Here is a 16037-nt window from a genome sequence, read left to right as displayed (position 1 = left end):
CGGTCCTATCCGCCGGGCACGAGCGGGTCGTCGAACGGCAACCGTTCGGTCGAATCCGGCCGCTTGCGCGGTGAATCCTCCACCTGCTTCGAGGGCCGCCGGAAGTGCTTGCCGAGCGTGTCCGTCTGTCCCTGGTAGGCGGACCCGATGGACTCCCCGTACAGGACCTTCGGCGGCTCCACCATCCGCTCGAACGTCAACTTACAGACCCGCTGGCCGTGCTCGATCATGAACGGGACGTCGTGGGCCCGGACCTCGAGCGCCGCCCGCGACCCGTGGAACCGGCCGGCCGCGTCGAACCCGAACCCCGGGTCGAAGAACCCGGCGTAGTGCGTCCGGAGCTCCCCACTGGTGGGGTCGTATGCGGCCATCTCCGCCGCGTACCCCGGCGGGATCTGCACGGCCTCCTCGGAGAGCAGCAGGTAGAAGTGCTCGGGGGCCAGCACGATCCGGTCGCCCTCCTCGCGGCGGACCGGGTCCCAGTAGTCCTCCCAGTCGTACGCGCCGATCCGTGACATCTCCAGAGCTGGGGCGAAGTCTTTGGCCCGGTACCCCACCCGGCCCGAGGCGTCCCCCCGCAGGTCGAGGCCCAGGAACAGCCCGTCCGCCGTGGCCAGGTCCTCCTCGGGGACGCCGCGTCCGTCCCGGTACAGGAGGGGCTGTTCCCGGTGGGCCGCGAGGATCTCGTCGTCCGTCAACCGGGCCCGGCCGGCGGACAGGCGCAGCTGGTTCAGCGCCAGTCCCTGCCGCACGCGCACCGTGAACGACAGGGGCACGACCTCGAGGTACAGCTTCCCGCGATAGCCCGGCCGGATCTCGTCGAACCGGAAGCTCTGGTCGGTGATGATGCGGGTGAAGACGTCGAGCCGGCCGGTGGAGCTCTTCGGGTTCGCCTTGCCCCGGATGTCCTCGGGGAGCGCGAGCTCCTCGATCAGCGGGATCAGGTAGGGGCGGTTGGTCTCCAGGACCGCTCCGTCCCGGCGGAGATCCAGCTCGTCCACCACGAACTCCTTGAGCTTGACCTCGACCGGCCGGCGGTCCGGCAGGAAGCTGCACCGGATCCGGTAGGCGATCTCCCCCAGCCGCAGGTCGATGCTGGCGGGCTGGATGCTCGAGCTCGGGATGCGGTAGTCGCCGGCGTCGATGAAGCCGAGCTCGACGGCCCGCTCCAGCATCTGGCTGGGCAGGACCCCGTTCGCGTCGTCGGGCAGGCCCAGGCGGACCCTGCCGCCCTCCATCCCCTCGCCCTCGGTCACCGTCTCCTCCCCGCACCGTCGTTGCCGCCGTACGCTGCCATCCTAAGCGAGCCCCCGGCCGGCCCTCTGACCACCGGACCAGCGAGGAGCCGCGGCCCGGAGCCTCCCGCCGCTCAGGGGCAGCACTGGTCGTCGAAGGTGATGGGCGCCGAGAGCCAGATGGAGCCGTCTGCGGTGGCCAGGAACCCCGAATAGGGGAGATCGAACTGCGCGGTCACCTGATCGGTGTCGGTGTCGATCCGCCACAGCGTTGGCGCCTCGGGGTCGGCCACCCACAGGTTTCCCCCTTCAGTGGTCATGATCCCCCGCACCCCGTCGATGATGTCCACCACCCTGTCCCGGAGCGGATCGATCTTGTAGATGGCGTGGTCGGACCGGATGTTCACCCACACGAACCCGTTCCCCACCTCCACCTGGAACGGGTCGGTGCCCACGGGGATGGTCGCGACCTGACCGCTCACGGCATCGATCTTGGAGACCGTTCCATCCTCGGCGTTTCCGACCCACAGGGCGCTCTCACCGAAGTCCACGTATTCGGCCCCGGCGCCCACCTGGAAGGTGTGAACGATCTTCCCCGTGGCCGGATCGATTCGGACCACCGTTCCGGGGCTGTGGGAGGGCGGCAGCAGTGCCGCCCAGACGTCACCGGCACCGAAGGCCACACCCGCGGGGACGTCGGGGACCTTGACGCGCTCGTCGACCTGCCCGCTCTCCGGGCTGATGCGGTCCACCTCGTACGGGCTGGCCAGGCAGTTCGTGACCCACACCCCTCCACCGGGATCGGGGGCGATGTTGCACGGGCCCGTCATCCCTCCTCCCGTCGATACGACCTGGTTGGTGTCGGGATCGATGCGGGAGATGGTGTGGTCCGAGCGGTTGACCACCCACAGGTAGCGCCCCGAGAACGCCACGCCGTGCGGGTCCGCGCCGACCGGGATGTCGGCGACGGGGGCGCCGTTGTCGGGGTCGAGCCTGAGCACCGAGTTCGGGTCGGCGGAGATGGGGCTCGACGTCAGGGTCGGCGGCGTCGAGGGAAGGGTGGTCGCCGGGGTGGGCCCACCGCCGGCGGTCCCACGCGCCGGCGCGCCGCCTCCTCGGAGGAGCAGCGCGACGATGACCGCCACGGCGACGAGGACCGCGGCCGCGGCTGCGACGAGGACCCGCCGGTCGAGCCCGCGCCGGGTCTCCGGCGACGCTGCGGCGCGCCGGCGGAGCGCGGCTCCCACGGCCGCGGCGAGATCACCTGCCGTGGCGTACCGGTCACCTGGACGCTTGGCCATGGCCGTGGCCACCACCGCGTCGATCCCTTCGGGTAGCTCAGGTCGTTTCTCGGTGATCCGGGGAGGTGCCTCCATGAGGTGGGCGTGCAGGACCGCCGCTTCCCGATCCCGGGGGAAGGGGACTTCACCCGTCAGGCACTCGTAGACCACGCAGCCCAGGGAGTACACGTCGGTCTGCGGGGTGAGGGCGCCTCCCTCGAACTGCTCGGGTGCGGCGTAGTCCAGGGTCCCCACGAACTGTCCGGTCGCGGTGAGCCCGGAGTCCGACGAGGCTCGCTTGGTCAGGCCGAAATCCGACAGGTACACCTTGTCCGGGCGGCTCTCGCCGCCCGCCACGATCAGGACGTTGGCGGGCTTGACGTCGCGATGGACGAGGCCCTGCTCGTGCGCGGCGTCGAGCGCCGAGGCCACCTGCGACACGATGGACGCCGTTCTCTCCACGGGAAGGGCGCCGTGGGTCGCGATCAGCGCCTTCAGGTCGGTGCCCGAGACGTACCGCATGGCGATGAACAGGACGCCGTTCGACTCCCCGGCCTCGTAGATGGGGACGATGTTCGGGTCCTCGATGGAGGCGGCCAGGCGGGACTCCCGGACGAACCGGTCCCGGAACCTGGGATCGTCGGCCAGGTCCGGCGACAGGACCTTCAGGGCGACCTTGCGTCCCAGTCCCAGGTGCTCGGCCAGGTACACCGTCCCCATCCCGCCCCGGCCGATGAGCGAATCGATGCGGTAGCCGGCCAGTGTGGTGCCGATGCGTGCGTCCTGGGCCATCCGGCAGGTTCTACACCGGGCAGGGCCGAAGTGGAATGGGTCTCCTGAGGACACGACCTGGGCAGGGCGGCGGGAAACTCGTAACGTGTCGCGGCGAATGGACCGCACGATCGACCCAGGTCTCCAGGGCCGGACAGGCCCGGAAACGACCACCGTCGGGCCTGCGCAGCCCCGGGTTCCGGCGACGCGCGCCCGCGGGGTCCGCATCGATGCCGCCGGGCTGGGGAAGACGGTCCGGGGCGGCGTATCGGTGCTCCAGGACGTCTCCCTGACCATCCTCCCCGGCGAGCTGGTCGCGATCGTGGGAGGGAGCGGCGCCGGGAAGACCACCCTGCTGGAGGCCCTGGCGGCGGTGCGGCCGGCGGACGCTGGGCGGGTGCTGTTCGACGGCGTCGACGTGTACCGGAACCTGGATCTGTTCCGGACAGTCCTCGGCTACGTCCCGCAGGACGACATCATCCACGCCGAGCTTCCCCTGGAGCGGACGCTCCGGTACGCGGCGATGCTCCGGCTCCCCGCCACCGCGTCACCGTCCGAGGTCGAGCAGCGGGTGGCGGAGGCCCTTCGGGCACTCAACCTGTCCGATAGGGCCGGCGTGCGGGTGGGCGCGCTCAGCGGCGGGCAGCGCAAGCGGGCCAGCATCGCCGTGGAGCTGCTGACCCGGCCCCGCGTGTTCTTCCTGGACGAGCCGACCTCCGGGCTGGACCCGGCCACCGACGCCGAGCTGGTGCGGGTGCTCCGGGGACTGGCCGGTGACGGGGCCACCGTGGTATTTACCACGCACGCCGTCCAGGACCTCCACGGGTGCGACCGGATCGTGTTCCTGGCCGCCGGGGGCCGCCTGGCCTTCATCGGCTCGCTGCCCGAGGCCCTCGGGCACTTCGGGGTCACCGAAGTCGAGGAGATCTACGAGCGGCTGGCCACGTCGGCGACCCCGGACGAATGGGCCGAGCGCTTCCGCGGGCGCGAGCAACCGCCCCTGCCCCCAACGCCAGAGCCGGGCCACGGCAGCCCCGCCCCGGCCGCCGCTGCGCCGGTCGGGGGCCTGCGGCAATGGACGGTGCTGACGCGACGGACGTTCGAGACCCTGGTGCGGAACCGGCTGACGCTCGCGATCCTGCTGGGGTCGCCGGCCATGGTGGTCGCCATGTTCGCGATCCTGTTCCGGCCGGGCGCGTTCGACTTCGCCCACCCCAGCCCCAGCGCCGTCGCCATGATCCTGTTCTGGATCGCGTTCGGCGCGTTCTTCTTCGGGCTGACCTACGGGCTGCTCCAGATCTGCGTGGAGCGGCCCATCCTGCGACGGGAGCACCTGGTCGGCCTGCGCCTCGGCGCGTACCTGTTGTCGAAGGTGGCCGTGCTGCTCCCGTTCCTGCTGGTGGTGGACGTCCTCATGCTGGCCGTGCTTCGGGCCCTGGACCGTCTGCCCGCAGCGTCGCTCGGGACATACCTGTCGCTCGGCGTGACGCTGGCGCTCGACGCCGCCGCCGCGCTCACCCTCGGGCTCCTCACCTCCGCGGCCGTGGGCAATCCCTCGCAGGCCACGCTGGCGCTCCCCCTGCTGTGCTTCCCGGCGGTCCTGTTCTCCGGCGCGATCCTCCCCGTGCATCTGATGGCGGGGGTCGGCGCGGCCATCAGCGCGGTCATACCGGTGCGATGGGCGTGGGAGGCCATCGGCCACGACCTGGGCGTGCGGAACATCCTGGCGCACGGCCACTCCGCGCTGGGGCCGCCCCTGCTCCACAGCTACGGGGGAGCGGGGACCCACGCCACCGGGACGTATTGGGTGTACCTGGCGGTGTTCACGGTGGTGTTCCTCGCGGGAGCGTGGGTGGTGTTGATCCGGACCTGCCGCCGCAACGTGCGCTAGGGACCGATCGGCGCCGCCGCGCCTACCGGCCCGGCACCTCCGCCTGGTGCACGACCACGACGGTCTCGCAGTTCCACACGAAGTCGTAGGCGGGAGGGCCGCCGCCGGCGACGTTGTCGACGTAGCAGGTGTTGTCGCCGTACCCGCCGTCGATCCGGTCGTTGCCGATGACGCCGTCGCTGGCCTGGACGGTGTCGTTCCCGTCCTGGGCCTCGATCACGTCGTTGCCGCTGTCGGCGCCCTCGTCCACGAGCGTGTCGTGGCCCAGCCCGCCCTCGATGTGGTCGTTCCCGGGCCCGCCGTCGATGTAGTTGCTGCCGCCGCCCTGCCCGCCCAGGATGAAGTCGTTGCCGTCGCCCCCGTAGACGGTGTCGGAGCCCTCGCCGGCGAAGATCCGGTCGTCGCCCCCGTTGCCGTGGATCGTGTCGTCGCCCTTCCCGCCGCACAGCAGGTCGGGACCGTTGGTCCCCTCGATGACCACGCCCTTGCCGTCCTTGGGCTTGGGGTTCGAGCACACCGGGCGCCAGTCGGGGTTCGAACCTCCGGCGAAGCCCTTGAGGGCGAGCTTCTGCGCGCGGGGCGACGAGTCGTTGGGGACGATCGACCACAGCGTGGACCCCCGATTGAACAGGATCAGCCCCGTGCTCTTCCCGGTGGACGTGATCGAGTCGGGGGACCAGGCCGGGTTGGCGTCCACCTGGCCCTTCGGCGGGGTGTCCACGATCCTGGGCGGCTGCGGCGCGCCGGACGGGTCGAACGCCCTCACCGCGAGCTGGCCGCTGGGGGTGATGTAGGCAAACTGGTCCCCAAGCGGCGCCCAGTTCGGCGAGGTCCCGCCGGCCGTCGTCACCTGGAAGGTGGCCGCCGTCGAGTCGAGCGGGGCCTTCCCCGTCACCGACGCCACGGCGATCTGGGGCGGCGACGCCGTGTTCACGTAGGCGATCCACTCGCTGTTCGGCGACCATGCCGGCTGGGTCCCCTCGACCGGGAAACCCCGGCCGTGGCTCCCCTTCACGTTGCAGCAGGTCAGCACCTCCTGGTTGCGTCCCGACAGGCTCATCATCCAGATCTGCGGGGTCTTGCCGAGGTACCGGACGTACGCGATCTTGCCCCCGGACGGCGATCCCGCCGGCTGCTCCTCGTCGTCGCTGTCCCGGGTCAGCTGGACCGGATGGGGGAGCCCACCGCCCGGTGGGTACCGGTCCATGACGTAGATGTCCCCCGGTCCCTGCGCGCCGGACTTCTCCACGAACAGGATGTGGGGCCCGCCCTCCGCGGTCACGGTGGGGGACAGGTTCACTTTGTGGTTGTGGGGCGTGTAGTCCTGGACCAGGATGGCCCGGCCCTTCTTGAAGGTGAACGCCAGGATGTCGGTCTCACCCGAGCGGGTGGTGGTTCCCGAGACGAACACCACCCCCCGCTTGCCCAGGAACGCCGCGTGGGCGCCCGGCGCCGCGGCGAGAGGAAGCAGGAACGTCGCGATCACCGCGACGACCGAGGCCAGCCGGGCGACCCTTCTCGCCGGCCCGTTGCGTCGGGCCTGCGTCGGGGATCCGGGGAGAGGGCGTGTTCCGAGCATCCCTATGGGTATCGGAACGGCTGACGCTCGTATTCATCGGGCCATCAGGTGATCTTTGGCCGGCCTCTGGCGTCACCAATGGTGCTGCGTAGCTGGTGCTCTTGGTGCCCCACCCGTCCGCCGCCCCGAGCGGATCGGTCGCGTGCGGGGCACGACGGAAGGCGCGAGCGGCCTCCCCCGGAGTTGCCTCCGGCCCGGCAACCAGGGCTAGCCCCCCTACGCTGCCGCGTCAGCCGGCTCGCTGCGCCCGTCGCTCGGTGCGGAATGGGGACTCGAGCCGTTGCGCAGCGGCGCGGGAAGGGCCCGGGTCACTCCCGGGACGCTCCGGATCTCCCGGAGGACTCGGTCCAGGAGGTCCTGCTCCGAGCTCGAGCGCGTCAGGGCGATGGCGTCATAGGCGCCGCTGACCTCCTGCGCCGACAGGACGTCCGGAAGCGCCTCGAGCTTCTGGGCGAGGGGCTCCCCGTTGGCGTTGGCCTGGATGAGCACGTAGGCCTCCACGCATTCCTCCTCTCCTGCCGTCGAACGGCGGGTTATGACGAGAGGACCGCCTCTTCCGCGGGCATGACCTCGACGTCCTCGATCGAGGTGGGTCGTTCCGGTCGTTCCCGTGGCCGTGGCCTGAGGACCACCACCGCCGCGACCAGGGCCGCGACGGCGAATGCGACGGCCAGCCCGAACCCCGTCGCCCAACCGTGCACGAGCGCCTGGGTCCGCGCGGCAGCGGTCGGCACCGCTCCGGTGGAGACGATGCGCGCCAGCTGGCTCGCCGTGGCCGTGGCCGACACCGTGACCAGCGCGGAGAGGCCGAGGGTCCCTCCGACCTGCTGCGACACGTTCAGCATGGCCGAGGCGACGCCGGAGTCACGGCGGGCCACTCCCGACACCGCGGTCAGCGTCACCGGCACGAAGATCTGGCCCACACCGACGCCGATCGTTGCCATGGCGGGCAGGACGAGCGTCAGGTAGCTCGATCCCGCTCCCAGCCGGGACAGCCACAGCAGGCCCAGCACCATCAGGGACGTCCCCACTAGGATCAGCGGCCGCGGGCCAGTCCTCGGCACCAGGCGGCTCGAGATCTGGGCCGACGTGATGATGATCAAGTTCAGGGGCAGGAACGCGAGGCCGGTCCGGAGCGGGCTGTACCCGAGCGGCCCCTGGAGGAACTGCGTCAGGTAGAACAGCACGCCGAACATCGCGGCGCCGGCCGTCAGCATCACCGCGTAGCTCCCCCAGCGGGCCCGGTCCGCGAACAGGTGCAGCGGCATGAGGGGCTGCCGGCTCCGCGACTCAATGGTCAGGAAGGCCGTCAGCAGCGCCGCGGCGATCGCGAACGAGACCAGGGTCCCGGTGTCGCCCCACCCGCTGGACGCCGCGTGGATGAAGCCGTACACGAGGCTCCCGACCCCACCCGTGACCGTGACGGCGCCGGGGAGGTCGAACCGCCCGGGGTTGCGCTCGCCCTTCGGGAGGACCAGCGGCGCGGCCAGCGCGAGGAACGCGCCGATCGGCACGTTCACGAACAGCACCCACCGCCACGACAGCAGGTCGGTGAGCACCCCGCCCAGGATCAGCCCGATGCCCCCGCCCGCGCCGGCCACGGCCGCGTAGATGCCGAAGGCCCGGTTCCGCTCGGGGCCCTCCCGGAAGGTGGTGGCGACGAGGGCGAGCGCGGTGGGGGAGGCGATGGCCGCGCCCACGCCCTGCGCGGCCCGGGACGCGATCAGCCACGCGCTGCTGGTGGCGAACCCGCCCAGGAGGCTGGCGCCGGCGAACAGCAGCACGCCGATCACGAACATCCGGCGCCGTCCCAGGATGTCCCCGGCCCGCCCGCCCAGGAGGAGCAGGCCCCCGAAGGCCAGGGTGTAGGCGTCGATCACCCAGGCCAGCCCCGTGCGCGAGAACCCGAGGCCGGCCTGGATGTGGGGAAGCGCGACGTTCACGATGGTGACGTCCAGCACCACCATCAGCTGGGCACCGGCGATGACCATGAGAGCCACGACGGGGTGGACCTCCCGTGGGGTTTGGGTCATGTCCCGGAAACTCATGAGCGGTAGGCTATACTCAACCTTTGAGTAGTGTCAACCGCTTAGTTCAGACAAGTAAAAGATGGACGGTGATCCAGGGATGAGGTACCCTCAGGACATGAGCGAACGGGCAGGTCAGGAAGCATGGCGGTCCATGCTGGACCTGCTGTTCTCGGGACAGGTCCACGGCTGCATGCAGAAGGCGTGCGGTGCCGTGGGGCTGTCGCCGGGAGCGCTCAAGACGCTGTTCAAGCTGGAGCCGGGTGAGGGCATCCCCATGCGGGAGCTGGCGGACCAGTGGGGCTACGACGCCTCCTACGTCACCTCTTTGGCCGACGCGCTGGAGGAGCGGGGCCTGGTGGAACGCCGGCCCCATCCCACCGACCGCCGGATCAAGATGCTGGTGCTCACGGACAAGGGCGTGGAGGCCAGGGACCGCGCCCAGCAGCTCCTCCAGGAGCCGCCCCCGTCGTTCGCCGCGCTGACCGAGGCCGAGCGGCGCCAGCTCCGTGACCTCGTCCGCAAGGTGGCCGCAGCCGACCCGGCCTCCTGACGGTTTCGGGGAGGTCAGACCGCGGGGCCGCTGATGAGCTGGAGCGTGCCCGTGTGCGTCCCGGACGAGTCGACCCACGTCACCTTGATCTGGTCGCCCGGGCTGTACGTGTGGATGATGGGCCCCAGCCCGTCGGCCGACGTCACGGTCTTCCCGTCGACGGCCGTGATCACCGATCCCGCTGAGAGGCCCGCGCGGGCGGCCGGGGTTCCCGGGAACACGCTGATGACCAGCGCGCCCTTGGTCACCCCCAGGCCGAGCCGGGAGGCGGTCGCCGCGTCGAGGTTCCGGACCTCGACGCCCATGAAACCGGGCTGGCCGATGATGATCGTCTCGCTGGCGTGGCCGGAGCGGATCTGGTCCACGATGCTCGCCGCCGAGTTCATCGCGATGGCGTAGCCGACGTGTGCGGTCGGCTGGTTCCCAGCAGCCGATCGCTGTGCCGCCGTGATGATGCCGACCACCTGGCCGGCCGAGTCCGCCAGCGCGCCGCCCGAGTCGCCCGGGCTGATGGGTGCGTTGGTCTGGATGAGCCCCTGGAGGTGCTCCGGCCCGGCCGGACCGCCGCCGACCGTGATGGTGCGTCCGAGCGCGGTGACGGAGCCCTGCGTCACGGTGGGCGTACCGCCCTGTCCGAGGGCGTTGCCGATGGCCACGACCCGGTCCCCGACGTCCAGGTTCGAGGAGTTGGCGAGCGTCACGGTGGACAGGTTCGAGGCCCCCTGGAGCTGGAGCAGGGCCACGTCGTCCGTCGGGTCGACGCCAACCACCTTCGCGTAGTAGTGGCCCGACTGGCCGGGAATGGTCACCTCGATGTTGGTGGCGCCCTCGACCACGTGGTTGTTGGTGAGGATCTCACCGGAGGAGGTGAGCACCATGCCGGTGCCCGCCCCCAGAGGCTGCGCGCTGGGGCCGGGTGCGCCGAACGAGCCGCTCCCCAGCGTGCTGGTGTCGAGGTAGGTGTTGATGTCGACGATGCCCGGCTCCACCTGGGCGACGATCCCCTTCAGGTTGAGGGTCCCGCTCGACGATCCGGTGGATGGGCTGAGCTGAAGCGGCGGCCCGGCGGCTCCGCTGGTGGTGGTCGGGGCCGTGGCCGTGGTGGGCCGGAACAGTCCCCACCCCAGGCCGACCCCGGCGCCCAGGAACACCAGCGCCGCGACGACCGCCGCAACCACCGTCGTGCCTCGGCGTCGGGCCCGGGGGACCGGAATGGGCGGAGGCGGCGGGGGCATGGCCTCGAACCCGCCGCTGTGCCCGAACGGGGGAAACTCCGGGTTGGCCGGCCGGTCCTCGCGGTCAGGGGGATTCATGGCGTCATCCTCGATGTTCGGCATCTCCGACTCCTCACTTTCCCAGGTTCTGCCGAAATACTGCCCCCGGAACCTGAGAGAAACCTGTGACGGTGGAACCCATTCGCTCAGAGCGGGTCGCCCGCGTGGCCGCCCGGTACCATGCCGCCATGCCGTCCGTCGCCCGGTTCAACGTCACGCCGGTCAAGTCGACCGGCCTGCATCACCCCGACGCCGTGTTCGTGGGCGAGCGCGGGGTCCAGGCGGACCGTCGGTTCCTGTTCGTGGACCCGGACGCGCGGCGGATCATGGACGCGGCCAAGGCGCCCCTGCTCGGCATCCGGGCCCGCTACGACGAGGCGGCCGAGCGGCTCGCCCTGCGGTATCCGGGATGGCACGGAGTGCGAGGGCGATGCGTGCGAGCTGGGCGCTCGCATGGAGATCGAGCTGTTCGATCGGAGGGTGACGGCCAGGCCGGTGCTGGGGCCGTTCGCGGCGGCGGCTTCCGCCCACGCCGGCCGCGAGCTCCGGCTGGCCCGGGTCGAGCCGCCGGAGTGCGCCGGAGGGTCCCACCGCGTGTCGATCGTCTCGGAGGCGTCGGTGGAGGACGTGGCCCGCCGAGGCGGCCGCGAGGCGCTCGACCCTCGGCGGTTCCGCATGCTCGTGGAAGTGGAAGGCTGTGGACCCTACGAGGAGGACCGCTGGTCGGGCCGGCGGGTCAGCCTGGGTGAGGCGGTGGTCCGGGTGGGGGAGTCCATCCCGCGATGCGTGGTCACCACGCTCGATCCGGACAGCGGCCGGCGCGACTTCCGGACCCTGGAGGTGCTGGCCCAGCACCGCAAGCGGGAGGGCGGCCTGATGCTCGGGGTGTACGGCGACGTCGAGGTCCCCGGCTGGGTCCGGGTCGGCGACGCCGTCGAGCCGGTCGAGTAGCGGGGGCCGAACGGTTAGGCCTTCGGCGGCTCGAAGAAGCCGTTCACCCGCGTCGCGAACATCATGTCGCCAATCAGCTTCAGCTTCCCGGTCATGAACAGCTTCATCCCGTCGGCCTGCCCGGTCACCAACCGGACGAACGGCACCAGGTCGAGGGTGAACGTGACCTTGGGCGCGTCGGCCTTCCCGCTCCGGGCGGTGCACGTCCCGTCGTGGACGCCGACGACGTAAGGGTGCTCCTCGCCGGCGTCCCGGACCACCCACTGGATGTCCGCGTCCACGCCGCCCGCCCGGTCCGGCACGAATCGCTCCTCGAAGCCCTTGAAGATCCGGTCCAGGGTGGGCGTGGTGCCCACCTGATGGATCACCCGCTCGATGTCCTCGTCGCCGGCACCGGCCACCATCTGGGCGAACTGCTCGGCCGAGATGGCGTTGGGGTCGATGGCGTCGCTCTCCGTGCTCACGGGCATCTCCTTTCGGTCGGGTTCCTCCATACCCAGGCCGGAAGCGAGCCAAGCCCGCAGGCCCGTGCTCGCACCGCGGGTGAGAGCGCTCAGATGCGAAGGGGCTGGGTCGGGCGGGCCAGGATCTCCGGGTCGGTCCAGCTGACGCCGGGGACGTCGATGTACAGCTCGATCTCGTTCCCGTCCGGGTCGGCCAGGTACAGGCTGTGGGTGAACCCGTGGTCGCCGGCGCCCATCAGCCGGACCCCATTCTCCTGGAGGGTCGCCAGCACCTCGCGCAGCTCGTCGTCGGTGTCGCCGACCTTCAGCCCGAAGTGGTACATGCCCACCCGCCGCCCGGCCGGGATGGGCGCGGCGTCCTCGTCGACCTCGATGAGCAGCAGCTCGTGGTGGGTTCGTCCGCTGGAGAACATGACGAAGCCCTCGATCGGATCGCCCGGGGCCGGCATGACCTGATTCCAGCCCAGCACGTCGCGGTAGAAGTGCACGGACCGGTCCGCGTTCCGCACGTACAGGACGATGTGGCCGAGCTCCTTGACCGCCATGGCTCGAAGACCTCCTCGTCGTCTGGGGGTTCGACCATGCGATCGTATGCCCGTGGCGGAAGCGGCGTTCCGGACGTTTCGCGAGTTCTTCCAGGCTGTCGCGGAAGAGCTGCCGGCCCTGCTCCCGGACGAGCTCCGCGAGTACCGGACGGCCCGGATGGGACGGGTGTTCAAGGTGCACTTCGGGCGCCCTCGGCGGCACTACGAGCTGTGGTTCCGAGGCGGCGGGCTGGAGGTCGCCTACCACTTGGAGGGACCACCCGACGAGGATCGGCCCGTCGTGGAGCTGCTGGAGTCCAGGCTCTCGCGGTTGCAGCGCGCACTGGGCGGCGAGATGCGCCTGGAGCCGTTCGGCCCCGGCTGGACGCACCTGTACGAGCTGTGGCCCGGGACCGCGAAGACTCCGCGGCTGGCCGGTGACGCGGCGGCCAGGCTCTCCGAGCTGATCCGCCTCCTCGAGCCGATCGTCGGGTAGCCGGCGGTGGCCCGTTCAGCTGCCGACGTCGGCGGCCGGATGACGGCTCTCGTCCTCGGGCGGCGGAGCCGGGATGGCTGGGGCCTCGGCGGCCGTCGGTGCTTCCACGGTCGGGGAGATGACCGGGAGCGAGACGGTGAACGTGGCGCCGTGGCCGGGCTGCGTGGACACGGCGATGCGGCCGCCGTGCGCCTCGACGATGGCTGCGGCGATGGAGAGCCCCAGTCCGGTCCCGCCGCTGCCCCTGGAGCGCGACGGGTCGCCCCGGTAGAAGCGCTCGAAGACCCGGGCCTCCTCCTCCGGTGGGAGCCCGGGCCCCTGGTCGGCCACCTCGATGGTTGCCGTGCCGTCGGCCTCGCCCACCCGAACCGTCACCGGCGTGTCCGCGGGCGTGTGCTGGCGCGCGTTGTCGAGGATGTTCGCGATCACTTGGCACAGGCGCACGTCGTCTCCGGCCACCACCGCCGGGCCCGAGGTCACCAGCTCCACCGGCCGTCCGGGGTCCGCCACGCGGAAGTCCGCCACGGCGTCTGCGGCCAGCGCGGACAGATCGACCGGCTTGCGCTCGAGGGGACGGCCCTGGTCGAGACGCGCCAGCAACAGGAGGTCCTCCACCAGCACGCCCATGCGGGCACCCTCGTCCTCGATTCGCCGCATGGCTCGCTCCAGGTCGTCCGGGCGCTGCGCCGCGCCGCGGCGGAACAGCTCCGCGTACCCGCGGATCGAGGTGATGGGAGTGCGGAGCTCGTGCGAGGCGTCCGCGACGAACTGCCGGAGCCGCTCCTCCGAGGCCCGCTGCCGGTCGAAGGACTCCTCGATGCGCCCCAGCATGGTGTTCAGAGCCGATCCCAGGCGGCCCACCTCGGTCTGGCTGTCGTCCGGCTCCACTCGTTGCGACAGGTCGCCCGCGGCGATGGCGCCGGCGGTCTCGGCCATGCGGTCGAGGGGTCGGAGGCCCACGCGGACGGCCCACCAGCCGAGGCCGCCCACCGCCACCAGCACCCCCGCGGCGACGGCGAGCTCCACGAGCACCAGCCGATGTAGCGTGCCGTTGATCTCGGTCAGAGGGAAAGCGATCACCAGCGTTCCACGGACATCCGATCCAACGATGGCAGCCGCATAGGCCAGCACGCGGAAATCGGGGCCGGACGTCCCTGCTGCCGATGCCGTGAACGTGCGGCTGGCCGGGCTTGAGCCCGCGTTGCTGGAACCCGGGAGTCCGGTTGGGAGGGCGGGGCTCGGCTGGTTTCCCGTGCAGCCGTAGGGAAAGCAATACGTCTTCGAGATCACCACCTTCCCCGAGCTGTCCAGGAAGGCGGCGTATGTCTTCGAAAGGATCCCGTTTCCGGGACCGCCCGGACCCGGGCCGCCGAACCCTTGCCCCAGCGTGTGCTCGACGGGGTCTTCGACCGCTATGAGCTGCTGGTCCAGCCGGTGGACCAGGAACGAGCGCAGGAACCCGTACGTGGCCACGCCGGCCACGCCCAGGCCGAGGACCACCAGCACCAGGGTGGCGGCCAGGACTCGGGTGCGGAGCGAGAACCTCATGGCCTCATCGCCTCACTGGCGCGGCAGCCGCAGCACGTAGCCGGCACCCCGAACCGTGTGGATGAGGTGCGGCTCCGCGGCGTCGACCTTCTTGCGGAGATAGCTGATGTAGGTCTCCACCACGTTGGAGTCGCCCCCGAAGTCGTAGTGCCACACGTGGTCGAGGATCTGCTGCTTCGACAGCACCCGGCGAGGGTTCAGCATCAGGTACCGCAGCAGCTTGAACTCGGTGGGGCGGAGCTCGATGGGCTCGGAGCCGCGCCACACCTCGTGGGAGTCCTCGTCCATCTCCAGGTCGGCGAAGCGGAGGCGGGCGGCGTCCGAGCCCGCCTGCCCGGCGCCGGCCCGCCGGAGCACCGCCCGGATCCGCGCGACCAGCTCCTCCAGGCTGAACGGCTTGGTGACGTAGTCGTCGCCGCCCACGGTCAGCCCGCGGACCTTGTCCTCCGTGGCGTCCCGCGCGGTCAGGAAGATGACGGGGATCTCCTCGCCACGCTCGCGGAGCCGCCGGTGGACCTCGAACCCGTCGTGGTCGGGAAGCATCACGTCGAGCACGATCAGCTCGGGCCGGAACTCCGAGGCCAGGCGGAGCGCCTCCCAGCCGTTCGCGGCGACGCCGACCTGGAACCCCTCGTAGCGCAGGACCGTGGCCACGAGCTCGGTGATGCTGGGCTCGTCGTCCACCACCAGGACCCGGGTGGGGGCCTCGGTGGGATCGCGTTCGGTGGTGGCGGTTTCTTCCTCCATCTCGGCCCCTCTCACTGTGAGCGCTCGGCCCGGCAAGCGAACAGATGCTAGCGGCCGAACCTTGGAGGTTCCTGTGGATTCGGTCACGCCACCAGGAGAGGTCGTTCGGCACCGGACCATTCGGTCGGGCTGGGGTCCGGGCGTATACTCCGCCGCGCCGATGAGCGAGCCGCCTCCTCCTCCTCCACCCGCACCGCCACCACCTCCTCCGCCGTCCGGCCAGCAGCCCCCTCCGCAGCTTGCCCCGACCCCTCCCGCGGGCCTCCAGGAGCCTCCACCTCGAGCCCGCCGCGCCCGGGGGGCCGGCCGGGTCGCGGCGGTGATCGGGGGCGCGGTGCTCGTCCTCTTCGCGGTCGGGCTGCTCGGCGCCGGGGGCATCGCCCTGTGGGCCGATCGCACCCAGCGCGACGCTGCCGGATACCTCACCACCGACCCGCACCGGTACGAGACGGCGACCTTCGCGCTGACCGTCGAGGGCGTGAACTTCGGCGGCCGCGGGGTGCACTGGGTGTACCCCCGCTCGATCCTCGGCACCATCCGGATCACGGTGGCGCCGCTCGGCGGCCAGGCGCCTTTGTTCGTCGGGATCGCTCCTGCCGCGGACGCGGCCCGCTACCTGCGCGGCGTCCGTCGCGCGGCCATCTCGGACTTCGGCGACACCACGGTCCGCCGGACGTCGTCGGGTGGCCCCCCACCC

Annotated in this window: 15 protein-coding genes; 5 read left to right on the top strand and 10 right to left on the bottom strand. The window is 71.3% G+C overall.

Features of this window, described 5'->3' with window-relative positions:
• Nucleotides 1–5: 5 nt before the first annotated feature.
• Both M3Q23_16390 and M3Q23_16385 read right to left on the bottom strand, forming a co-directional pair.
• Complete coding sequence (locus tag M3Q23_16390; GenBank protein MDP9343634.1) at nt 6–1256, bottom strand: 2'-deoxycytidine 5'-triphosphate deaminase; 1251 nt, start codon at nt 1254–1256, stop codon at nt 6–8.
• 113 nt (nt 1257–1369) lie between these two features.
• The gene (locus M3Q23_16385) at nt 1370–3307 is read right to left on the bottom strand and encodes a serine/threonine-protein kinase (GenBank protein ID MDP9343633.1); all 1938 of its coding nucleotides are present in this window, start codon (nt 3305–3307) and stop codon (nt 1370–1372) included.
• Nucleotides 3308–3404: 97 nt separating this feature from the next.
• Here M3Q23_16385 and M3Q23_16380 point away from each other — a divergent pair, with 97 nt between their 5' ends.
• Nucleotides 3405–5177, top strand: a complete 1773-nt coding sequence (locus tag M3Q23_16380) for an ATP-binding cassette domain-containing protein (GenBank protein ID MDP9343632.1) — start codon at nt 3405–3407, stop codon at nt 5175–5177.
• Nucleotides 5178–5199: 22 nt separating this feature from the next.
• Here the strand turns inward: M3Q23_16380 and M3Q23_16375 are convergent, their stop codons facing one another.
• The 3 genes from M3Q23_16375 to M3Q23_16365 all read right to left on the bottom strand — a co-directional run bounded on the left by M3Q23_16375 (nt 5200) and on the right by M3Q23_16365 (nt 8789).
• Nucleotides 5200–6663: a hypothetical protein gene (locus M3Q23_16375; GenBank protein MDP9343631.1), complete on the bottom strand. Its 1464-nt coding sequence runs from the start codon at nt 6661–6663 to the stop codon at nt 5200–5202.
• 309 nt (nt 6664–6972) lie between these two features.
• Entirely contained in the window at nt 6973–7257 is a 285-nt protein-coding gene (locus M3Q23_16370) for an Lrp/AsnC ligand binding domain-containing protein (GenBank protein MDP9343630.1), read from the bottom strand.
• Nucleotides 7258–7289: 32 nt separating this feature from the next.
• Nucleotides 7290–8789, bottom strand: coding sequence for an MFS transporter (locus tag M3Q23_16365; protein MDP9343629.1), 1500 nt, complete (start codon nt 8787–8789; stop codon nt 7290–7292).
• Nucleotides 8790–8901: 112 nt separating this feature from the next.
• On the opposite strand from M3Q23_16365, the gene M3Q23_16360 reads away from it, so the two are divergent.
• Entirely contained in the window at nt 8902–9336 is a 435-nt protein-coding gene (locus M3Q23_16360) for a MarR family transcriptional regulator (protein ID MDP9343628.1), read from the top strand.
• Nucleotides 9337–9350: 14 nt separating this feature from the next.
• Here M3Q23_16360 and M3Q23_16355 read toward each other — a convergent pair whose 3' ends face one another.
• Nucleotides 9351–10673 (bottom strand): S1C family serine protease, encoded by a 1323-nt coding sequence (locus M3Q23_16355; GenBank protein MDP9343627.1) that lies wholly within the window; start codon nt 10671–10673, stop codon nt 9351–9353.
• A 390-nt stretch (nt 10674–11063) separates the two neighbouring features.
• On the opposite strand from M3Q23_16355, the gene M3Q23_16350 reads away from it, so the two are divergent.
• Nucleotides 11064–11561 carry an MOSC domain-containing protein gene (locus M3Q23_16350; GenBank protein MDP9343626.1) on the top strand — a complete coding sequence of 166 codons (498 nt, stop codon included), beginning with the start codon at nt 11064–11066 and terminating at the stop codon, nt 11559–11561.
• 14 nt (nt 11562–11575) lie between these two features.
• Here M3Q23_16350 and M3Q23_16345 read toward each other — a convergent pair whose 3' ends face one another.
• Both M3Q23_16345 and M3Q23_16340 read right to left on the bottom strand, forming a co-directional pair.
• Nucleotides 11576–12025: an SCP2 sterol-binding domain-containing protein gene (locus M3Q23_16345; protein ID MDP9343625.1), complete on the bottom strand. Its 450-nt coding sequence runs from the start codon at nt 12023–12025 to the stop codon at nt 11576–11578.
• Between the two features lie 89 nt (nt 12026–12114).
• On the bottom strand, nt 12115–12570 hold the full coding sequence (locus M3Q23_16340) for a VOC family protein (GenBank protein ID MDP9343624.1): 456 nt from the start codon (nt 12568–12570) through the stop codon (nt 12115–12117).
• Between the two features lie 46 nt (nt 12571–12616).
• Here M3Q23_16340 and M3Q23_16335 point away from each other — a divergent pair, with 46 nt between their 5' ends.
• Complete coding sequence (locus M3Q23_16335) at nt 12617–13045, top strand: hypothetical protein (GenBank protein MDP9343623.1); 429 nt, start codon at nt 12617–12619, stop codon at nt 13043–13045.
• Between the two features lie 15 nt (nt 13046–13060).
• On the opposite strand, the gene M3Q23_16330 is transcribed toward M3Q23_16335, so the two are convergent.
• Complete coding sequence (locus M3Q23_16330; protein MDP9343622.1) at nt 13061–14593, bottom strand: HAMP domain-containing histidine kinase; 1533 nt, start codon at nt 14591–14593, stop codon at nt 13061–13063.
• Between the two features lie 12 nt (nt 14594–14605).
• Nucleotides 14606–15340, bottom strand: coding sequence for a response regulator transcription factor (locus tag M3Q23_16325; protein MDP9343621.1), 735 nt, complete (start codon nt 15338–15340; stop codon nt 14606–14608).
• A gap of 319 nt (nt 15341–15659) precedes the next feature.
• On the opposite strand from M3Q23_16325, the gene M3Q23_16320 reads away from it, so the two are divergent.
• Nucleotides 15660–16037 (top strand): DUF4389 domain-containing protein (locus tag M3Q23_16320; GenBank protein MDP9343620.1); only part of this gene is annotated, 378 nt, incomplete at its 3' end.

It is taken from the genome of Actinomycetota bacterium (genome assembly GCA_030774015.1).
Classification (GTDB): Bacteria; Actinomycetota; UBA4738; order UBA4738; family JACQTL01; genus JALYLZ01.
This window is presented reverse-complemented; position numbering and strand designations above follow the sequence as displayed.

Coding starts and splice junctions, on each gene's coding strand:
- M3Q23_16335 (MDP9343623.1), top strand. CDS start 12,617: ATGCCCGTGGCGGAAGCGGCGTTCCGGACGTTTCGCGAGTTCTTCCAG.
- M3Q23_16325 (MDP9343621.1), bottom strand. CDS start 15,340: ATGGAGGAAGAAACCGCCACCACCGAACGCGATCCCACCGAGGCCCCC.
- M3Q23_16355 (MDP9343627.1), bottom strand. CDS start 10,673: ATGCCGAACATCGAGGATGACGCCATGAATCCCCCTGACCGCGAGGAC.
- M3Q23_16360 (MDP9343628.1), top strand. CDS start 8,902: ATGAGCGAACGGGCAGGTCAGGAAGCATGGCGGTCCATGCTGGACCTG.
- M3Q23_16365 (MDP9343629.1), bottom strand. CDS start 8,789: ATGACCCAAACCCCACGGGAGGTCCACCCCGTCGTGGCTCTCATGGTC.
- M3Q23_16385 (MDP9343633.1), bottom strand. CDS start 3,307: ATGGCCCAGGACGCACGCATCGGCACCACACTGGCCGGCTACCGCATC.
- M3Q23_16350 (MDP9343626.1), top strand. CDS start 11,064: ATGGAGATCGAGCTGTTCGATCGGAGGGTGACGGCCAGGCCGGTGCTG.
- M3Q23_16340 (MDP9343624.1), bottom strand. CDS start 12,570: ATGGCGGTCAAGGAGCTCGGCCACATCGTCCTGTACGTGCGGAACGCG.
- M3Q23_16380 (MDP9343632.1), top strand. CDS start 3,405: ATGGACCGCACGATCGACCCAGGTCTCCAGGGCCGGACAGGCCCGGAA.
- M3Q23_16330 (MDP9343622.1), bottom strand. CDS start 14,593: ATGAGGTTCTCGCTCCGCACCCGAGTCCTGGCCGCCACCCTGGTGCTG.